The organism is Methanomethylovorans sp. (genome assembly GCF_041447285.1).
Lineage (GTDB): Archaea > Halobacteriota > Methanosarcinia > Methanosarcinales > Methanosarcinaceae > Methanomethylovorans.
In genome coordinates, this window is sequence record NZ_JBGMEB010000011.1 from 1 (window position 1) to 17,097 (window position 17,097).

Here is a 17,097-nt window from a genome sequence, read left to right on the forward strand (position 1 = left end):
TTTTTTATCCATGGAGGAGCAAAATTTATGCTATTTATAGCTACCGCCCCCCCCAAAAAAAAGAGAATAGCAGTATCAAAGAAAAAAGGAATAGGTTTTTAAATCAAAATCCTAATTTGAGATTCTCGATAGGCAAAAAAGAGCAATATTCCCGTAAAGTTTAATTATGAGCATCACCTCTAATGCTAAACTTACTTATGATTACATTATCGACATTTAAATACTATATGAGGATTCATAATGGGTAAAACAGGTAGCATCGAATGGGCAAAGGTCAAAGGAAGAAAAGGTAAGACCATTAAGGTAGAGAAAGCAAAAGAAGCTAAGGCGCACCCCGGGCCTGCACAAAGGTACATGGCATCCGGTGCAAAGAGGAGATTCATCAGGCGCTCCCCCAAAGCTATAGTTAAGTGAAGATCTTTTTTCTTCTTTTTAATGCAGGGTGCAAATGAGGTTTTTCGATATCACTCTGCTATATTCTACTTTTTGTTTAAACGTGTGTATGGTTCTAATCATGCGTAACGATTATATAGAACCACAATCATTAAAAAACGTCTGATAGATCTAATCTCTTATTACACTATTAAAGGAGGATAAAAGAAATGGCAGGACAGATGGCTGGACAGCCGATTTTCATTTTAAGAGAAGGAAGCCAGAGAACAAAAGGCAGAGAAGCTCAGAGCAACAACATTATGGCCGCAAAGGCAGTTGCAGAAGCAGTAAGAACTACCCTTGGACCAAAAGGCATGGATAAGATGCTTGTGGACAGCCTGGGGGATGTTGTAATCACCAACGACGGTGCAACCATTCTGAAAGAAATGGACATTGAGCACCCAGCTGCAAAAATGATCGTCGAGGTCTCCAAGACCCAGGATGATGAAGTGGGCGACGGTACCACCACTGCAGCAGTTATCGCTGGTGAGTTGCTGAAGAAGGCAGAAGAGCTTATCGAGCAGGACGTTCACCCAACAATTATCGCTTCCGGATACAGGCTTGCTTCAGAAAAGGCTGAGGATATTCTTCAAACCCTTGCAAAGAAAGTCACCATCAATGATGAAGACATTCTCCTGAACATCGCAGGCACGGCAATGACCGGTAAAGGCGCAGAAGCATCCAAGGATGTGCTTTCCAGAATAGCAGTATCCGCTATTAAGAGCATTGTTGATATCGATGGCCAGAACAAGGTAGAGATGGACAACATCAGTGTTGAGAAGAAGGTAGGAGCACGTATCGAGGAATCTGAGCTCATCACTGGTATGATCATCGACAAAGAGCGTGTACACAGCAACATGCCAAAGAAGGTTGCAAATGCAAAGATAGCTCTCATCAACACCGCTATCGAACTCAAGGAAACCGAAGTTGACGCAGAGATCTCTATCACATCCCCTGAGCAGTTACAGTCCTTCCTTGACCAGGAAGAGAAGATGATCAGGAGCATCGTAGACAAGGTCGTTGCAAGCGGTGCAAATGTCGTATTCTGTCAGAAGGGTATTGATGACATGGCCCAGCACTTCCTGGCCAAGAGCGGTGTATTTGCAGTAAGGCGTGTCAAGAAGAGCGACATGCAGAAGCTGGCAAGGGCAACAGGCGGCAGGCTCATCACCAACATTGACGAGATCACAGCTGCAGACCTGGGTAAAGCCGAACTGGTCGAGGAGAAGAAGGTCGGCGGCGACGAAATGACCTTTATCACAGGCTGCGACAACCCCAAGGCAGTCTCAATTCTGCTGCGCGGCGGTACCGAGCATGTCATTGACAACATCGAGAGAGCACTGCACGACGCACTCAGAGTGGTCGGAGTTGCCATCGAAGATGAGAAGCTGGTAGCAGGCGGCGGTTCACCAGAAGTTGAGCTCGCACTGAGACTTTACGAGTATGCAGCAACCCTCAGCGGCAGGGAGCAGCTTGCAGTTAAGGCATTCTCTGAGGCACTTGAGATCATCCCAAGGACACTTGCAGAGAACGCAGGACTTGACCCAATAGACAAGCTCATGGAGCTGCGTGCTCACCACGAGAAGGGATCAAAGACTGCAGGTCTTAATGTGTACACCGGCGAGATCATTGACATGTGGCAGGCTGGCGTTGTGGAGCCTCTCAGGGTCAAGACCCAGGCAATCAATGCAGCTTCAGAGTCTGCTGTAATGATCCTCAGGATCGATGACATCATCGCTTCAACCCGTGCACCAGCAGGTCCATCTGCAGAAGGCATGGTCCCCAATATGCCACCAGGAATGGGCGGCATGGGTATGGAATAAACATATCTCATTAAAACAAAGCGCAGACATTCTGCGCTTAAACTTCTTTTTTTGTCTCAAATTAAAAATAGCTTATTTTTCAAGGCAGTGAAGTATATCTGCTGAATTGTATCTTGTCTTTATAAAACGTGTCCTTCCACGCATTCCTTTTCCAGAAAAATCCGCATCTATATATTGTAAACTATTGAGTTTCTCAACTAACTCATAGAAACGAGTATATCCAAGTTGCGTTGTTTCATGGAATTCCTTGTAGAGTTCCCCTGTCTGCGGGTCCTTACCTTGGGCTATCAGGCGTAACAATGCTTTTTCATGGTCATTGAGGGTACTTATTCCTCTACATAGATGCAAAAGTCGGGAGGCTTCGTATGCTTTTTCCACATCTTCGATAGAAATGGTCCTGCTTGCTTTTCTTTCTGCGTTCAGTCCAGCCCTCTTTAGTAGATCTATCCCTATTCGCAGGTCACCTGTAAGGTCTGTGTATTCTACTATCTTTTCCTGCACTTCTGTAGGTACAACATGTGGAAAAAAAGCATGAAACACTCTACTATTGATTATATCCTGTATCTCTTTGTATTCATATCTCGGAAAAGCGATCTCTTCTGGCAAAAACACTGACCCTACCCTGGGATCAAACTTGTACATGGTACCGGTATCACTTACGATTGCTATAACACCAATACGTGCACCAGGGTATTGTTCATGCGCTCTTAAAAGAGAGTACATCACCTCGTCAGCATGTCCTTCATGAAAAAGGTAATTAATATCGTCAAGGGCAACCACGAGTATTTTGTCAGAAGTTATCAGATGGTTTACAACTTTCTGAAAAACCTTCCCAAAAGATACGCCGGAAGATGGAGGAGAAACCTTCAGCAGGTTTTCATATATCTTCGCCATAACGGCAAAACGAGTAGAGTCTATCTGGCAGTTGACCTTCACAAAGACTACATTTTTTACGTGTTCCTGTAGTTCACTAAAGACTTTTTTAACAGCAGTTGTCTTTCCAGTGCCAGGGGGCCCACTTATCAGGCAGTTAAGAGGGCGCATGCCTCTGGCTGTGGGTTTTAAGGCAAATTTTAGTGATTGCAGCTGGCTATCTCTGTGAGCAAAATATTCCGGAACATGGTCAAGTTCAAGTATTTCGGGATTCCTGAATATTGTTTCATCCCACATTAACATGTCCTTGCTCAATCAAATGCCTCCTTTTCATGAAGTAAATTACACTATATTAATATAAATTCTTGTTTCAGTTAGCACTTGAATAATACTGCCGAAAAACACTTTTTGGTATCAAAGGTATTTCCTCATCACAATAGCATTTGAATTTGTCTCATCATCAAAGAACCCATATATAAGATATTTTTCTTCAAAACCATTGTTCATATAGATCTTTTTTGCAGCTGTCCACTCCACTGAAACTATAAGGATCATACTTGAGATATTGTATTTTTCAATGATCTTTCTGGACAGCTCTGAAAACAATAATTTGCCATATCCCTTTGTGCGATACTTTTTAAGAATGCCAATAGAAGATATATAAAGCTCTGAGCCTGTGGTGGTATGGACCTTGCTGATACTGTGATTCAGATCGAACATATCTTCTCGTATCTCTTGCGAGTAGTTCCATATTTCTGAGGATATGTACCCACAAACGTTTCCCTCTACTTCTAATACTAAAAATCCATCCGGAAAAATAGAGATTCGATTTAGGAATACGGACCTGTCCTCATGCACGGTCTCATAAAATGATTCGTGTTCGATATCCATAATGTTTTCGATATCGTTTATTGTAGCATTCCGGATTAAGATTTCTTCCAATGAATCACCATTGAAACTTACTTTTGTATATTCTTGATTTCACTTCTTCAGCTAAACAAGTGCAGCAATATTTGAAACAGCTTCTGCAAGTGCTTCTACTTCTTCCAGTGTATTATACAAAGCAAAAGATGCACGTACTGTACCTTTAAGACCAGCATTCTGTAATGCTGGCATTGCACAGTGGTAACCACTACGCACACATATCTTACGTGTTTGGTCCAGAATAATGGCTACATCATGGGAATTCATTCCTTCCACGTTAAATGATACAACTCCTGCTCTGTTCTCAGGGCCATAAACTTGGACCTGCGGTATATCAGCAAGCAGTGAAGCAGTTTTCTTTGCCAGTGTTGTTTCATGCTTCTCTATATTCTCGATGCCCGCATCCCTCGCATATTCCACAGCCCTTCCAAGACCAATAACTCCGGGGATATTTGGCGTTCCCGCCTCAAAGCGTGCTGGACTTGCTTCTACTTGGTAACTGTCTATTGATACAGAATTTACCATCCCTCCACCAACGTACATAGGAGTTATAGATTCTGTGTCTCTGAGGCAAAGGATACCCGTACCTTGCGGCCCCAGTAGACCTTTATGCCCAGGAGTTACCAGAAAATCGGCTCCGACATTTTTCATGTCCAGCGGCATATGCCCTGCAGACTGAGATGCATCTATGAGTACCTGGCAACTATTTTTATGGCCTATCTTCGTTATTGCTCTTATGTCATGTATTGAGCCGAATGTATTTGTCACATGGTTCACAGCTATCAGCCGTGTCTTATCTGTAATGGATGATTCAATTTGTTTAGGGTCAACAACACCTTCCTTGTCAGCGTGTACGACTGTTACCTCTATTCCCTGATCCCGCAGTCTCAACCAGGGTAGGAGGTTAGAATGATGTTCCACAATTGAAACTATTACGTGGTCTTTAGGTTGCCACTTTAAGCCATAAGCAACCATGTTGATACTTTCGGTGGCATTGCGGGTAAAAACAGTTCCTGCGACATCAGCATTAAGGAATGATGCAACTGTTTCTCTGGCATCTTCATACTTATCAGTTGTCATCCTTGCAAGTCGGTGGGCTCCCCTGCCATGGTTAGCCGCGTATTTAAAAAAATATTCTTCCATCGCTTTTACTGCAGGCACAGGTGTCTGTGTAGTTGCAGCATTATCTAGATATATAAACTCCTCAAGAAGAGGGAAATCTTTTCTTATTGCTGGCAGGTCGTACATGCGACCTAATATGCCAGCTTATAAAAAATAGTTTTGCAGGCTATTTCGCCTGAAGACCGCCGACCATAAAACGGTACAAGTCTACATCTTCTGGGTCAAGCCTGCCTCTGACGACTCCACCTACCACTGTATAACAACTAGTGGATGAATGGCGGGAGTCTGTTTCCCTACTTTTCGCTTCTATTTTTCTATTCATATTACACCTCATCTCTCGTTTTAGACAGGAAAAGCCTCCAGATATTATTATTTACATAGTAAACATATTTATCCAAGTTTGGCTTGCTGAACATTCTATTTAGCTTTTATTATATAAATATCCTACGCTACAATACTCACATCTGTATGCAATAGGTCATTGTTCTATCACATTATGTATTTATTATATACAATAGAAAAAGAAATATCTTTATCGAAGAAACAAAATAATGGTGTCATATTTTTTAGAGAGGAAGCCATTTTATCTGGCCCAAAACATTCTCTAAATACATTGCTATGAGACTTGATGGATTACCTTTTAATGATAAGTCTTAAAAGATAATGAAAAGCTTTTAGTCATCATGGACTTTTTAAAGCTGCATATTATTCGGCATCAATTATTTTTAGGTAATCTGATTTTTCTTCTGTTGAAGAGTATGCTATTATTAAGTTACCTTTAAAGAAAGAGGTAATTAGTCTTGGAAGTACATGCAACATGGGGTGCCATCCAGGAGTGTTTCTTCGTGTGCTGATGGATATTATTAGTTCGTTAGGGGAGTCGCCTTTTGCACGCAACATATCGCTAAGAAGTTTCCATCCCTCTAGAAATTCAAAGCTGATTGGAATATCTGGACTTAGTTTTTTGAATATTTCCTTATAGGTTGTCAGGTTATCCTTTATTACTAGGACTTTTACAGGCGCTGATGTACCTTCTGAGATCCTTTTTATTATGTCAACAACATGGTATAATCCTACATTGTGGTCAATGCCATTAGGTATTATAATGGTGATATTCTTTGTGTTGCATAGAGGCTCTTTTATCATTGAAACAAGCACAAGTTTTTCCGTTCCACGCAATAATTGGTCAGTGATTGACCCAATTGCACTTTCCTTTGGAGAATGCACGCCATCCCAACCAATAACAATTGTTGATATTCGGTTTTCAATGACTGCTTTCATGATTCCATAGGCTATATTGTAATCAATCCGTACATGGGTTTTGACAGGAACTTCAGCGCATGCGGCATAGTTAATAGTCTCTTGAAGCATCTTCTCCGCTTCAATTACATTTTTTTCTGAGTTCGAATCATTGTACTTTACTACGGAAAGCACATGCAAAGGCTCATCAGACTTCCTATCTCTGATCATAAGAGCTAGGTCCATTAAGGGCTGCTTATACGTTGATTCTGTTGAAAATGGAATAATAATACGAAGATATTCTTTTGAAGGATTATATGTTGATTTGTCTTCAAAAGCAACTCTACTACCATACTTTTCAACAATCTGGGGACTTATTATTCCTACAACAAGTATCATCATAACTACAGCATTTACCATATCTTCATCAAAAAGACCTGCATCAAAGGCAATTAATACAATTGCAAGGGCTGCTGCAGCATGGCCTATCGACAACCCGAACATGCTCATTATCTGATTCTTTCCGTATTTGTAAACAAGGCCCGTAACCCATGCAGCTCCAAGCTTTGCAGCGAACATAATGAATATCATCCAGAGTGCCAGTATGAAGTGTTTTCCACCTCCAAAGAATGAATGGATATTTGTCAGCATACCAACTGAAAGAAGGAAGAAAGGTATGAATAGAGCATTTCCTACAAATTCTATTCTATTCATAAGAGGGCTGTTGTTTGGGATTAGTCTATTAAGCAAAAGACCGGCAAGAAATGCTCCAATGATGGGTTCAAAACCTGCTATCTTTGCAAGATATGCTACAATAAAAACTACAGCTAATACAAAAAGGAATTCAAAGTAACTCTCGTCCGTAAGATTACTAAAGAACCATCTGGCAATACGGGGTACGGTAAACCATGATCCTATAAATAATACTATTAAGCCTAGGCCTAGGTTAATCCAAAATAAATTACTAAGGCTCCCTTCAAGAGATGATAGCACAATTGCAAGGACCATTAAAGCTAGCGTTTCAGCAAGCATTGTGCCACCAATAGTCGCTGTGATAGCTTCGTTGTTAACTATACCAAGTCTCTTTATAACTGGATATGCAAGCAAGGTTTGCGAGGCAACAACTGCAGCAAAAAGCAGAGCTTCAGGGAAAGAGAGATTTAATATGTAGTATCCTATGGCAGTGCCTGCAACCTGCGGTATTAGAAATGAAAGCATCCCAAAGATAAGACTTCGATCAATTTTTTCGATGAACTTGTTTATGTTGACTTCCAGACCTGTTACAAACATCAGGTAAACAATACCTATCTCTTCTAGAAGTATAATCGTTTCACTGCGATCCAATATATGCAATGCATTGGGACCAATAAGAGCCCCAGTAAGGATTATTCCTATCATCCCTGGGAGTCTAAATGATTTAAACAGAAGGGGTGCTATGAGGAACACCAGCATGGCCAGTGCGAATATCAGTACTGGTTCATGTATGGGGATTCCAGAAAACATATTTACTCTCGTTGTATCTGCTCAACTGCTTTATCTGAAGATGCTATATCTTAAATTAATTTAATGATGGCACTTTTTACTAAATATATTCATCTATTGTTGAGCGAAATTTGATATTCTGGTAGTTCTCAGGCGTATGTTACTGAAAAACTCTTTTGTTATTTTTATTGGAACAACGCATCATTGAGCAATGGTAACATCAGCTTATGTGATTTTATAATATTACTATGTCCAGAATGGTACAAAATATAGTTACTTTATATGCATTGTATGTAATTGTAGTCTCTTTGAAGTGCCATTTTAGCCAAATTATCTCTTGTTTCAGCGTTATTTATGTTTCAGTAGCTGTAAATTGTTACGTGTAATTCTCTGGGTGTTGCAATATCCAGAAGTTAGGTACGCAAGAGCCTATGTTTGATGACTTCCAAAAGAATATGATTGTCTCGGAGTGCTTTATGTGAGAATCGCAACGTTGGCGTCGTAAAGCATATAATGCATGCAGGAGAGTTTCGCTATAATGCCCGAGATCATCATAGACAAATCACTTACTTATATTGAGGGAACTCAGCGTGTTTTCACAGAAGAGGAAACTCTTCAAAGAGTTCAGCCACTGCTTAAATATATTGGAGTTACCCGTATTGCTAATATCACAGACCTTGATAGAATTGGTATACCTGTATTTTCCAGTATAAGGCCCAGTGCAGCGGAAGGTGCTATCTCTGTATATTCTGGAAAGGGATCGAACGAGACTCAAGCGCGTCTATCTGCAATCATGGAAAGCTTTGAGCGCTGCCTTGCAGAACGCAGCGGTGTTAATAAAAACGTAAAAGAAGGGATTGCTTCTCACGAGTTAATCGAGACTCCGGAAATTGCAAGTGGGAGTCATAATGTCATAGATCCTCATTCACTTCTGCTCCCTGAACAACTAATGCCTTCTTCCCGCATCGAATGGACAACCGGGTGGGACCTGCTGAAAAAAGAAGAAGTTTTAGTGCCAACTAATTCTGTATATCATCCATATGATGCACCTGGAATGTCTGTGAAGCTTTTCCGTACCAACACTAATGGTCTGGCTGCTGGTAATACTATTGAAGAAGCTGTTTTTCATGGGCTGCTGGAAGTTCTGGAAAGAGATGCTCTCAGTGGTGCAGAGTTTAATCGTTTCCCTGGAAAGGAGATCGTACTTACGGAAGATGATGGAGAGAACTTCAGACTCATGCAGATGTGCAAAGAAAAAGGTATTGATATCAAATTATGGTTATTGTTCCATGATACCGGTGTTCCTACAGTTGTTGCTGCAATGGACGACGTGCAGCTAAAAGATCCAGCACTGCTTGTAATGGGTGCTGGTTCACATCTTGATCCTTCCATAGCCGTGAGGAGAGCTATTACAGAGGCTGCTCAGTCAAGAGTAGTGCAGATCCATGGTGCAAGAGAAGATACAGAAAGGGAAAAAGTCGTAAGAGATATCGGCTACGATCGTATCAAACGCATGAACAGGTACTGGTACGAAGAAGGTGAAAAAGTAAATCTTTCTGATATTAAAGATCTGTCTACTGATCGTCCTTCCTCTAACATTTCCTTATTGCTTGAAAAGATAGGTAATGTAGCTGAACGTGCAGTAGTTGTTGATTTATCTCGAGAAAGTATAGGTGTACCAGTAGTAAGAGTTATCGTGCCAACCTTTGAGTTGTACACGATTGACCGTGAACGCATGGGCAGTAGGATAAAAAATTCTCCTCGCAAAAAACTACCTGCTGAGGAGAGACCCTGGAAGCGGAGAATGGTTCGTTGATGAATGATAAAAAGATCGTGGTATTCACAGGCACCAGCATAAGTCATAGTGAGGCAAGGACTCTGCTGGATGCCACATACATGCCACCAATTTTCAGAGGAAATATAGATGAGGTACTCAGGCAAGGGTACAATATCATCGGTATAATAGATGGTATATTCTTTAATAGGGCAGCTGTTGCCCATAAGGAGATCCTCAGGGCTCTTGAATCAGGGGTTAAAGTTGTCGGAGGTGGCAGTATGGGAGCTCTCAGAGCATCTGAACTTGATGTGCATGGAATGATTGGGGTGGGAAGGGTCTATGAATGGTACAGGGACGGTGTAATCGAGGACGATGATGAGGTTGGAGTTGCTACAAATCCTGATACTTTTGAGCCGGTGTCTGCTCCTATGGTAAACATACGCGAGACTTTAAAAGCTGCATGTGGGAAAGGCATTATTACATCGGTTGTTTGTCAGGAGCTTATTAATATAGCCAAGAAGACTCAATATGGGCAAAGGAGCTACCTCGGCACTGTACGGAATGGAATAAAAGCCGGGTTATTTTCCGAAGATGTGGGGACGAAGCTGTTGGATTATTGTCGCAATCAAGAGACAGATGTTAAAAAAGAAGATGCGATCATGGTATTGAATAAGATAAAAGAGATAGCTAATTTTTAAGTATCTATTTTTAGTTCTTCTCTGACATGGCATGTAGCTATTTTTCTTAAAAACTATTTATTGCATTTAGTGTCTCAATAAGAGCCGGACTATACGAATAACGGCTTTAAAGTTTACAACATAATAGAGAAGTATGAGCTATCTATACCTTGCAGCTGCAATACTGTTCGAGATATGCGGGACCACATGTATGAAACTGTCTGAGGGGTTTACAAGAACATTGCCATGGATATTGATATTTGTGTTCTATGGTATCAGTTTTGTATCGTTTACCATCGCCCTGAAAAAGATCGATGTAAGTGTTGCCTATGCTATATGGGCAGGACTTGGGGTTGCATTGATCTCACTTATTGGGTTCATAGGTTTTAACGAACCAATGTCCCTCATAAGAATAATGTCCCTTGCACTGATCATAATAGGAGTGGTCGGACTGCATTTAAGCACCAACCTCCATTAATTATTTTAGGATATTAACTTTAATGCTGCATATCCTATTAAGCATGAACCTTTTTTGTAATGCCGTCATACATGAAATGGATGATATATACTACTGACATCACAAGGATGATCGTGGCACCTGATGGTATGTCCAGGGTATAGGAAAGAATTAGTCCCATTATACTGAATAACGCCCCAAAGAAGATAGACAGGTACATCATATTACGCAGGTTATGTGTGTAATGTGCGCTCAGACTAGCTGGCATTGTAAGCAAGGCAATGATTAGGATTATTCCTACTACTTTTATGAGCAGCACAATAGTAAGGGCTATGAGGCATAAAAGTAGCAAATACATGCGTTCAACAGCAACCCCCATCACAGATGCAAATTCTTCATCGAAACACATAGCCATGAATTCTTTGTAGAAAGCATATACGATTATCATTATAAGTGCATCAAGAATAAGCATCACGTACAAGTCAGATGTAGAAACCGTGAGTATGTTTCCAAAAAGATAGGTCATCAGATCTGGAGCATAACCTGGTGTCATGTTAATGAATATTATTCCAAGTGCCATTCCCAATGACCATAATATGCTGGTAGCTGTATCTTCGGATACCTTTGAACGTTTGCTCACAAGTCCCATCACTAAGGCGGACAGTAAGCTGAAAGGTATGAGGCCATATAGGGGGTTTATTCCGAGGAAATATCCAAGGCCAATGCCACCGAATGAAGCATGAGTGATACCTCCGCTAATAGATGCTATTTTTTTCACAACTACATACACACCTATGATTCCACAGGCTATACTTGCGAGTATTGCAGTGAGAAGGGCATTCCTCATAAAGTCGTACTGAAGGATCTCTATCATATTTTTGTTACCTCAATGGATTTTAAGCACTCTGTGTGGCATTCCATGTGCAAGCATTTCCACGGGACATACATAAGCTGCTTCAAGATCCTCTGGGCTTAACTCTTTGGAGTTATGATAGTGTAATTTTCTGTTCAAGCATGCGACTTTATCAACATAAATAGAAATAGCGCTGATATCGTGAGAGACCATAACAATTGCTATATGCTGTTTTAGTTCCTGCAATAGTTCATAAAACTCTTTTTGCATCACTGAATCTACGCCTGTTGCGGGTTCATCAAGTATCAGGAGTTTTGGATCCGTGACAAGCGACCTCGCGATGAATACTCTTTGGCGTTGCCCGCCGGATAATTCACTAATCTGCCTATCTTTGTATTCAAGCATTTTTACCTTCTTCAAAGCTTCATAGGCAGCTTGATTGTCTTTTTCACCGTATTTTCTAAAGGGGGCTACATTGTTCATACGTCCCATCAGTACGACTTCCCATACGCTAATGGGGAAAGTAAGATTTAATGACGCATATTGGGGAACATATCCCACATACTTACGCGTCTTTTCTGGTTTATCTCCCAGAAGCTTCACAACCCCTTTTTCAGGGGTTATGAGGCCAAGGATTACTTTCAATAGTGTACTTTTTCCTCCTCCGTTAGGTCCAATGATGCCCAAGAAATCCTTTTCGTGTACTTTGAGGCTTACATCCTCAAGTACTGTAACATTTCCATAGTTCACCCATACATTTTGAAGTTCTATGACCTCTGTCATTTATGCCAGTCCTTTTGCAAATGCACTAGAAACCCTATCCAAGTTATCTATATAACCCTTTGCAAGTGGATCTACTTCTACAACCTCTCCACCTATTTGGTCTGCAATTGTCTTTGCGCTTGCTGTACTAAATCCACTTTGCACAAAGATTACTTTAATTCCTTTTTCTTTAGCTTCATCTATGAGTTTTTGCATGTCCTGTGGACTTGGTTCTTTGCCTCCTACTTCTACAGCAATTTCATGCAGGCCATAGTCCTTTGCAAAATATGCCCATGCCGGATGGTATACCATAAAACTAGTTCCTTCTTTTCCTGCAAGTGCAGTTTTCAGTTTTGTATCTGCTTCGTCCAGCTTAGCAATATAGCTGTCATAATTTTGTTTGTATACTGTTTCATTATCAGGGTCGATGGATACAAGTCCGTCATATATGTTTTTCACCATTATTTTTGCATTCAGAGGTGAAGTCCATACATGAGGGTCTGCACCAGTATCTCCATCTGGATCATCTTCAATCATTACTTGTGTAATGCCTGCAGAAGAATTAACGACTAACATTTTTGAATTAATTGAAATTAATTTGTCCATCCATACTGTTTCGAAAGAAAGCCCTGATCCAACCTTTACGTACATTTGAGCATTACTCAGGTTTTTGAGTTGGCCTGGTGTAGGTTCATAAGAATGTGGGTCAGAACCAGGGGGTACCATCACTACTGTTTTGACTTTCTCTCCTCCTATCTGTTCCACAAATTCTGCCTGTGGAAGGATGCTTACTGCAACTACCAGTTTGTCACTGGAAGATTCTGCTTGCGTAGAATTTTCCTGCACTTTTTCAGTACATCCGCTAAACAACAATACAGCGCATATTGCGAAGATTGCTAATGGTTTTATTAGTTTATTCATACTCCACCTTTTGTTTCTTTTCACTAATGTTCTATCTACTCAAAAAATTTGGGCTAATACCAACTTACTATGGTAAAAAAATTATACAGGATTAGGAATGCTCTCCTATCTTACATGATCCGTGTGGTATCTTTCCGCAGACACTTACTGTTGGATGTCCCATTGAAGCACATATCTTTTCAATGGCAGCTTTGGAAACATAAGCCTCGAATCTGGAGACTTCATGGCAGGATTCTTCGGCAGAAAGTCCGTAATGTGTCAGAAGAAGGCTTAAGATGTTATGTCTGTGGACCAGGAATTGTGCATATTCTTTACCTTTTTCTGTCAACTTTACTCCTCTGTAAGGAACATGGTCCACATATCCCTGGGATGCAAGGTCTGCCAGGGTCTTTGTTGTTGTGGATGGATCTACATTGAGTTCGGATGATATGTCAGTTGTACGTACTGTTTCATCCTTTTTAAGAAGGAACTTTAGGTACTCAACCTTCTTTGGGGATACTTCCAGTCCTGTAAAGGATTCCATGAATCCTTGTAGGAATAGGGATTATTTAACTTTTTTGATATGGTCCCAAAATAGAGTCTATTCTTTGGTTCTTTTTCTAAACAGGTCTAATGGGAAGGACTCTTTTAGGTAGATTGAGTTTAAGTGTGTGGCAAAGCCTGGACTAGAACATGATTATAAAATGCATCTTTCTATTACTCCAAATAAGTTGGGTTAAGTTAAAATTTAGCTTTTTCCAGATCATTTCCTGTATATGGAGATAGAGGGTAAGTGAAAGAAAACTGTTTTTTCTTCACTTATCTCAATCCGTGCCTTTTCATGTACAAATGGGGGTATATAGACCGCCAGATGATTTTTGGTGTTCTTTGCTCAACAATTTTTAATGAATGCTTAGTAGGTGTGTGTTCCCCTGTACATGAAATGCAAATGGTTTTACTCTGGTGAGAAATATAAAGTTTTTGGAGTATACTCCAAAATTGAATGTTATTTTAGACTAGTTACAAATAACTTGTCTCTGCTTGTCCTTATTCATGAATAAACTCATGGGCCGAGTATTCATAACTAATCATGTGAATCATTTATTTGTATCTATAACCAATATACAAATTGGGAGTGAAATTCATGATAATACAGCAGTTCTTTACGAAAAAGATAGCACACAGTTCCTATTTCCTGGGAGGGGACAAAACATGTGCTATAATAGATCCACGCAGGGATGCTGATATTTACATTGAGGTTGCCAGAGAGATGGGTACGAGAATCACTCATATCCTTGAAACTCATCTGCATGCCGATTTTATATCCGGGCATATGGACCTTGCACAGAAAACCGGAGCCACTATATATGGCCCCAGGTCTGCAAATTATGATTTTGATTATGTGCCTTTGTCAGAAGGCGATTCCTTTGAGTTAGAAGACATGATCATAAAAGTACTTGAAACTCCAGGACACACTCCTGAACACATTTCCTATGTGATAACAGATATGTCAAGAGGAAAAGAGCCTGTAGCCTTGTTCTGTGGAGACACCCTATTTGTGGGAGATGTGGGACGTCCTGATCTGTTTCCGGGAAGGGCGGAGGAACTTGCTTCTAAGCTTTACGACAGTCTGCACAATAAGATAATGGAACTGCCTGATACTTGTGAAATATATCCTGCCCATGGTGCAGGTTCTCTGTGTGGCCGAGCAATGGCAGCAAAGAGGACAAGTACTATAGGATATGAAAAGAAATTCAACTATGCATTGAATCTCAATGATCGCAAGAAGTTCATAGATTCTCTTACACATGGTATGCCTGGTGCTCCTGATCATTTTGGCAGATGCACTTTTATAAACAAGCAGGGACCCTTGAAGATTATAGATCTGCCACCTTTAAAAGAGCTGGAGCCGTTTGAATTTTCTTCACTTGCAGCTGATACTAGTACTTTTGTCTTGGATGTGCGCAACTTTGAAGCATTCGGAGGACAGCATATCCCAGGAGCTTACAGCATTGATATTGACAGCAATTTTCCGACTTTTTCAGGATGGTTGCTTCCTCCCGAAAAAGATATCCTTCTGGTTTCAGAAGGGTATGAACAGGCAGTTGAGGCTTCCATTCAGTTGCGCAGAGTTGGACTCGACAGAATTTACGGATATTTGGTTGGAGGTATGTATGCATGGGTTACGGCAGGTTTGCCTACAGGACATGTACCTCAGTTATCTTCTCATGAATTGCATCAACGCGTGATGCAAGGCAATGTTACTGTCTTGGTGGATGTAAGATCAGTAAGTGAATATGATAATTTTCATCTGCACAATGCCGTGAATATTCCAGTTGCTGATCTGAGAAAGAGATATGTAGAACTTGATCCGGCAAAAGAAACAATACTTATCTGTGGAAGTGGCCAGAGATCAAGCATGGGTGCAAGCCTTTTAAAACAAAAAAGTTTTGAAAAACTGTTCAACGTAGCAGGTGGAATGAGAGGTTATGCAGCAGCCGGATTTGGTCCGGAATGTCCACTTTGTGCTTTGCCATGGGCATCTTTTCCTGTAAAATCAAATATGCAGTAGAATAGTGGATCAGGTATTATGCGGTTAATAATATTCTGTATATGAAATACTGGTTTGATGCGTAATTGCTCCTCAAAGACAGAGATAGTTTTATCTACAGATAGGTAAGTATCAATTGTGACAATTCAATATGGGTGGTCACATGCTGAAAAGAAAAATATCCTATATGGTTATATCGTTGATCCTAATGTTTTCTCTCTCCCTTACTGCACTTGCAGCAGATGGGAGAACTGCAGGAACTGATAGCCGCGCCTATGCTAACTCTGTTGTAGAAAAGGAATTGGGAGGCACGGCTAATTTCAATACTTACGATAATTACATTATTGGTGTCGTAGACATGAATAAGATCGAGCCCCTTTCATTGGGTGGAGGTTATGTAATAGTTGACATGGGAGCTAACGAGTTGATCCTTGATGAGGAAGGGGATGACCTCAGAGTATATGAAAAGGATCAAATTTTTTATGGCAAGGATACTCCCGAAAAGTATGAGGTGTTTGTCAGCCAGGATATGCAGACCTGGGAATCTCTTGGTGAGGGTCTGGGGACTGATGAATTCGATCTTGCCGATTCTAAACTAAGCTGGGCCAGATATGTAAAGATCGAAGACAAGGAAACAATCACCACCGGCAGGGAACCTGGATCGGATATTGATGCGATCGAAGCTCTTCATTTTGGAGAAGAACCTAGGAGTGCCGTACCCGTACCTTCTACTCCTGGATTTGCAGTGGTTTCTTCTGTCATTGCATTAGTTGCACTTTTATTCTTAGAGAAAAAGAGATAAGGAACAATTTCCTTCTCTCATTTTATTCCTTACTACTTTTTTACGGCCCATATGAAAAACTATTGGGACAAAGGATTGCTTTTACCAGATTGAAAAAATCGATTATTTCCTCAATGGAAGAAATGAGGAGGACCAAAATAAGAAGTGCAATAAGAATCTCTGCATAATCAAGAGTTGTATTTGCCAGTGGGTGAGATCCACCAGCTTTTCTGTAAAGAGTGCTGGCCATATCTATCCCTTCGTTATAACTTTTATCGTTTTTTGCATTAAAAGGTTTTGGATAATTATAACGGATATAGGGGCCTTTGAAAATAGAAATCATTTCTAGGATTAATATAACTTATTTTCTCTATCTTAGTATCAATCCATATTCCCCCTTCAAATGTACATCACAGAACAGGGTTAATTTTCATTTTACTCTAA

General features: G+C 40.6%; 17 protein-coding genes. 7 read left to right on the forward strand and 10 right to left on the reverse strand.

The features are described 5' to 3' along the window. Positions 1-240: 240 nt before the first annotated feature. Together ACC612_RS07605 and thsB are read left to right on the forward strand one after the other, a co-directional pair. On the forward strand, positions 241-414 hold the full coding sequence (locus ACC612_RS07605) for a DUF5350 domain-containing protein (protein ID WP_371853903.1): 174 nt from the start codon (positions 241-243) through the stop codon (positions 412-414). 188 nt (positions 415-602) lie between these two features. Then, on the forward strand, positions 603-2,255 hold the full coding sequence (gene thsB, locus ACC612_RS07610) for a thermosome subunit beta (RefSeq protein WP_371853904.1): 1,653 nt from the start codon (positions 603-605) through the stop codon (positions 2,253-2,255). A gap of 72 nt (positions 2,256-2,327) precedes the next feature. Here the strand turns inward: thsB and ACC612_RS07615 are convergent, their stop codons facing one another. The 5 genes from ACC612_RS07615 to ACC612_RS07635 all read right to left on the reverse strand — a co-directional run bounded on the left by ACC612_RS07615 (position 2,328) and on the right by ACC612_RS07635 (position 7,916). Then, entirely contained in the window at positions 2,328-3,443 is a 1,116-nt protein-coding gene (locus tag ACC612_RS07615; RefSeq protein ID WP_371853905.1) for an ORC1-type DNA replication protein, read from the reverse strand. A gap of 99 nt (positions 3,444-3,542) precedes the next feature. Continuing rightward, positions 3,543-4,070: an N-acetyltransferase family protein gene (locus tag ACC612_RS07620; protein ID WP_371853906.1), complete on the reverse strand. Its 528-nt coding sequence runs from the start codon at positions 4,068-4,070 to the stop codon at positions 3,543-3,545. Positions 4,071-4,121: 51 nt separating this feature from the next. Further along, positions 4,122-5,300: a cysteine desulfurase gene (locus ACC612_RS07625; RefSeq protein WP_371853907.1), complete on the reverse strand. Its 1,179-nt coding sequence runs from the start codon at positions 5,298-5,300 to the stop codon at positions 4,122-4,124. A 40-nt stretch (positions 5,301-5,340) separates the two neighbouring features. Further along, a complete protein-coding gene (locus ACC612_RS07630) occupies positions 5,341-5,508 on the reverse strand; it encodes a hypothetical protein (protein ID WP_371853908.1) in 168 nt (55 codons plus the stop codon). Between the two features lie 371 nt (positions 5,509-5,879). Continuing rightward, the gene (locus tag ACC612_RS07635) at positions 5,880-7,916 is read right to left on the reverse strand and encodes a cation:proton antiporter (RefSeq protein WP_371853909.1); all 2,037 of its coding nucleotides are present in this window, start codon (positions 7,914-7,916) and stop codon (positions 5,880-5,882) included. A gap of 517 nt (positions 7,917-8,433) precedes the next feature. Between ACC612_RS07635 and ACC612_RS07640 the strand changes: the two genes are divergently transcribed. The 3 genes from ACC612_RS07640 to ACC612_RS07650 all read left to right on the forward strand — a co-directional run bounded on the left by ACC612_RS07640 (position 8,434) and on the right by ACC612_RS07650 (position 10,827). Continuing rightward, the gene (locus tag ACC612_RS07640) at positions 8,434-9,711 is read left to right on the forward strand and encodes a YcaO-related McrA-glycine thioamidation protein (RefSeq protein WP_371853910.1); all 1,278 of its coding nucleotides are present in this window, start codon (positions 8,434-8,436) and stop codon (positions 9,709-9,711) included. Then, on the forward strand, positions 9,711-10,370 hold the full coding sequence (locus ACC612_RS07645) for a TfuA-related McrA-glycine thioamidation protein (RefSeq protein WP_371853911.1): 660 nt from the start codon (positions 9,711-9,713) through the stop codon (positions 10,368-10,370). The genes ACC612_RS07640 and ACC612_RS07645 overlap by 1 nt, the downstream gene beginning before the upstream one ends. Positions 10,371-10,503: 133 nt before the next feature. Beyond that, positions 10,504-10,827 (forward strand): multidrug efflux SMR transporter, encoded by a 324-nt coding sequence (locus tag ACC612_RS07650; protein ID WP_371853912.1) that lies wholly within the window; start codon positions 10,504-10,506, stop codon positions 10,825-10,827. A 37-nt stretch (positions 10,828-10,864) separates the two neighbouring features. On the opposite strand, the gene ACC612_RS07655 is transcribed toward ACC612_RS07650, so the two are convergent. From ACC612_RS07655 to ACC612_RS07670, 4 genes are all read right to left on the reverse strand, one after another. After that, positions 10,865-11,680 (reverse strand): metal ABC transporter permease, encoded by an 816-nt coding sequence (locus tag ACC612_RS07655; protein WP_371853913.1) that lies wholly within the window; start codon positions 11,678-11,680, stop codon positions 10,865-10,867. A 12-nt stretch (positions 11,681-11,692) separates the two neighbouring features. Next, the gene (locus tag ACC612_RS07660; RefSeq protein ID WP_371853914.1) at positions 11,693-12,442 is read right to left on the reverse strand and encodes a metal ABC transporter ATP-binding protein; all 750 of its coding nucleotides are present in this window, start codon (positions 12,440-12,442) and stop codon (positions 11,693-11,695) included. After that, positions 12,443-13,342 carry a metal ABC transporter solute-binding protein, Zn/Mn family gene (locus tag ACC612_RS07665; protein WP_371853915.1) on the reverse strand — a complete coding sequence of 300 codons (900 nt, stop codon included), beginning with the start codon at positions 13,340-13,342 and terminating at the stop codon, positions 12,443-12,445. A 91-nt stretch (positions 13,343-13,433) separates the two neighbouring features. After that, the gene (locus ACC612_RS07670; protein ID WP_371853916.1) at positions 13,434-13,865 is read right to left on the reverse strand and encodes a metal-dependent transcriptional regulator; all 432 of its coding nucleotides are present in this window, start codon (positions 13,863-13,865) and stop codon (positions 13,434-13,436) included. A gap of 600 nt (positions 13,866-14,465) precedes the next feature. Here ACC612_RS07670 and ACC612_RS07675 point away from each other — a divergent pair. Together ACC612_RS07675 and ACC612_RS07680 are read left to right on the forward strand one after the other, a co-directional pair. After that, positions 14,466-15,893: a rhodanese-like domain-containing protein gene (locus ACC612_RS07675; RefSeq protein WP_371853917.1), complete on the forward strand. Its 1,428-nt coding sequence runs from the start codon at positions 14,466-14,468 to the stop codon at positions 15,891-15,893. Between the two features lie 142 nt (positions 15,894-16,035). Further along, the gene (locus ACC612_RS07680; RefSeq protein WP_371853918.1) at positions 16,036-16,674 is read left to right on the forward strand and encodes a hypothetical protein; all 639 of its coding nucleotides are present in this window, start codon (positions 16,036-16,038) and stop codon (positions 16,672-16,674) included. Positions 16,675-16,714: 40 nt separating this feature from the next. Here ACC612_RS07680 and ACC612_RS07685 read toward each other — a convergent pair whose 3' ends face one another. Continuing rightward, positions 16,715-16,903, reverse strand: a complete 189-nt coding sequence (locus ACC612_RS07685; RefSeq protein ID WP_371853919.1) for a hypothetical protein — start codon at positions 16,901-16,903, stop codon at positions 16,715-16,717. Positions 16,904-17,097: the final 194 nt, after the last annotated feature.

Bases quoted from the DNA above. Each gene is read 5' to 3' on its own strand.
- ACC612_RS07670 (WP_371853916.1), bottom strand. From the start codon at position 13,865: ATGGAATCCTTTACAGGACTGGAAGTATCCCCAAAGAAGGTTGAGTAC.
- ACC612_RS07685 (WP_371853919.1), bottom strand. From the start codon at position 16,903: ATGGCCAGCACTCTTTACAGAAAAGCTGGTGGATCTCACCCACTGGCA.
- ACC612_RS07655 (WP_371853913.1), bottom strand. From the start codon at position 11,680: ATGATAGAGATCCTTCAGTACGACTTTATGAGGAATGCCCTTCTCACT.
- ACC612_RS07625 (WP_371853907.1), bottom strand. From the start codon at position 5,300: ATGTACGACCTGCCAGCAATAAGAAAAGATTTCCCTCTTCTTGAGGAG.
- ACC612_RS07645 (WP_371853911.1), top strand. From the start codon at position 9,711: ATGAATGATAAAAAGATCGTGGTATTCACAGGCACCAGCATAAGTCAT.
- ACC612_RS07675 (WP_371853917.1), top strand. From the start codon at position 14,466: ATGATAATACAGCAGTTCTTTACGAAAAAGATAGCACACAGTTCCTAT.
- ACC612_RS07665 (WP_371853915.1), bottom strand. From the start codon at position 13,342: ATGAATAAACTAATAAAACCATTAGCAATCTTCGCAATATGCGCTGTA.
- ACC612_RS07680 (WP_371853918.1), top strand. From the start codon at position 16,036: ATGCTGAAAAGAAAAATATCCTATATGGTTATATCGTTGATCCTAATG.
- ACC612_RS07640 (WP_371853910.1), top strand. From the start codon at position 8,434: ATGCCCGAGATCATCATAGACAAATCACTTACTTATATTGAGGGAACT.
- ACC612_RS07630 (WP_371853908.1), bottom strand. From the start codon at position 5,508: ATGAGGTGTAATATGAATAGAAAAATAGAAGCGAAAAGTAGGGAAACA.
- ACC612_RS07650 (WP_371853912.1), top strand. From the start codon at position 10,504: ATGAGCTATCTATACCTTGCAGCTGCAATACTGTTCGAGATATGCGGG.
- ACC612_RS07605 (WP_371853903.1), top strand. From the start codon at position 241: ATGGGTAAAACAGGTAGCATCGAATGGGCAAAGGTCAAAGGAAGAAAA.
- ACC612_RS07635 (WP_371853909.1), bottom strand. From the start codon at position 7,916: ATGTTTTCTGGAATCCCCATACATGAACCAGTACTGATATTCGCACTG.
- thsB (WP_371853904.1), top strand. From the start codon at position 603: ATGGCAGGACAGATGGCTGGACAGCCGATTTTCATTTTAAGAGAAGGA.
- ACC612_RS07660 (WP_371853914.1), bottom strand. From the start codon at position 12,442: ATGACAGAGGTCATAGAACTTCAAAATGTATGGGTGAACTATGGAAAT.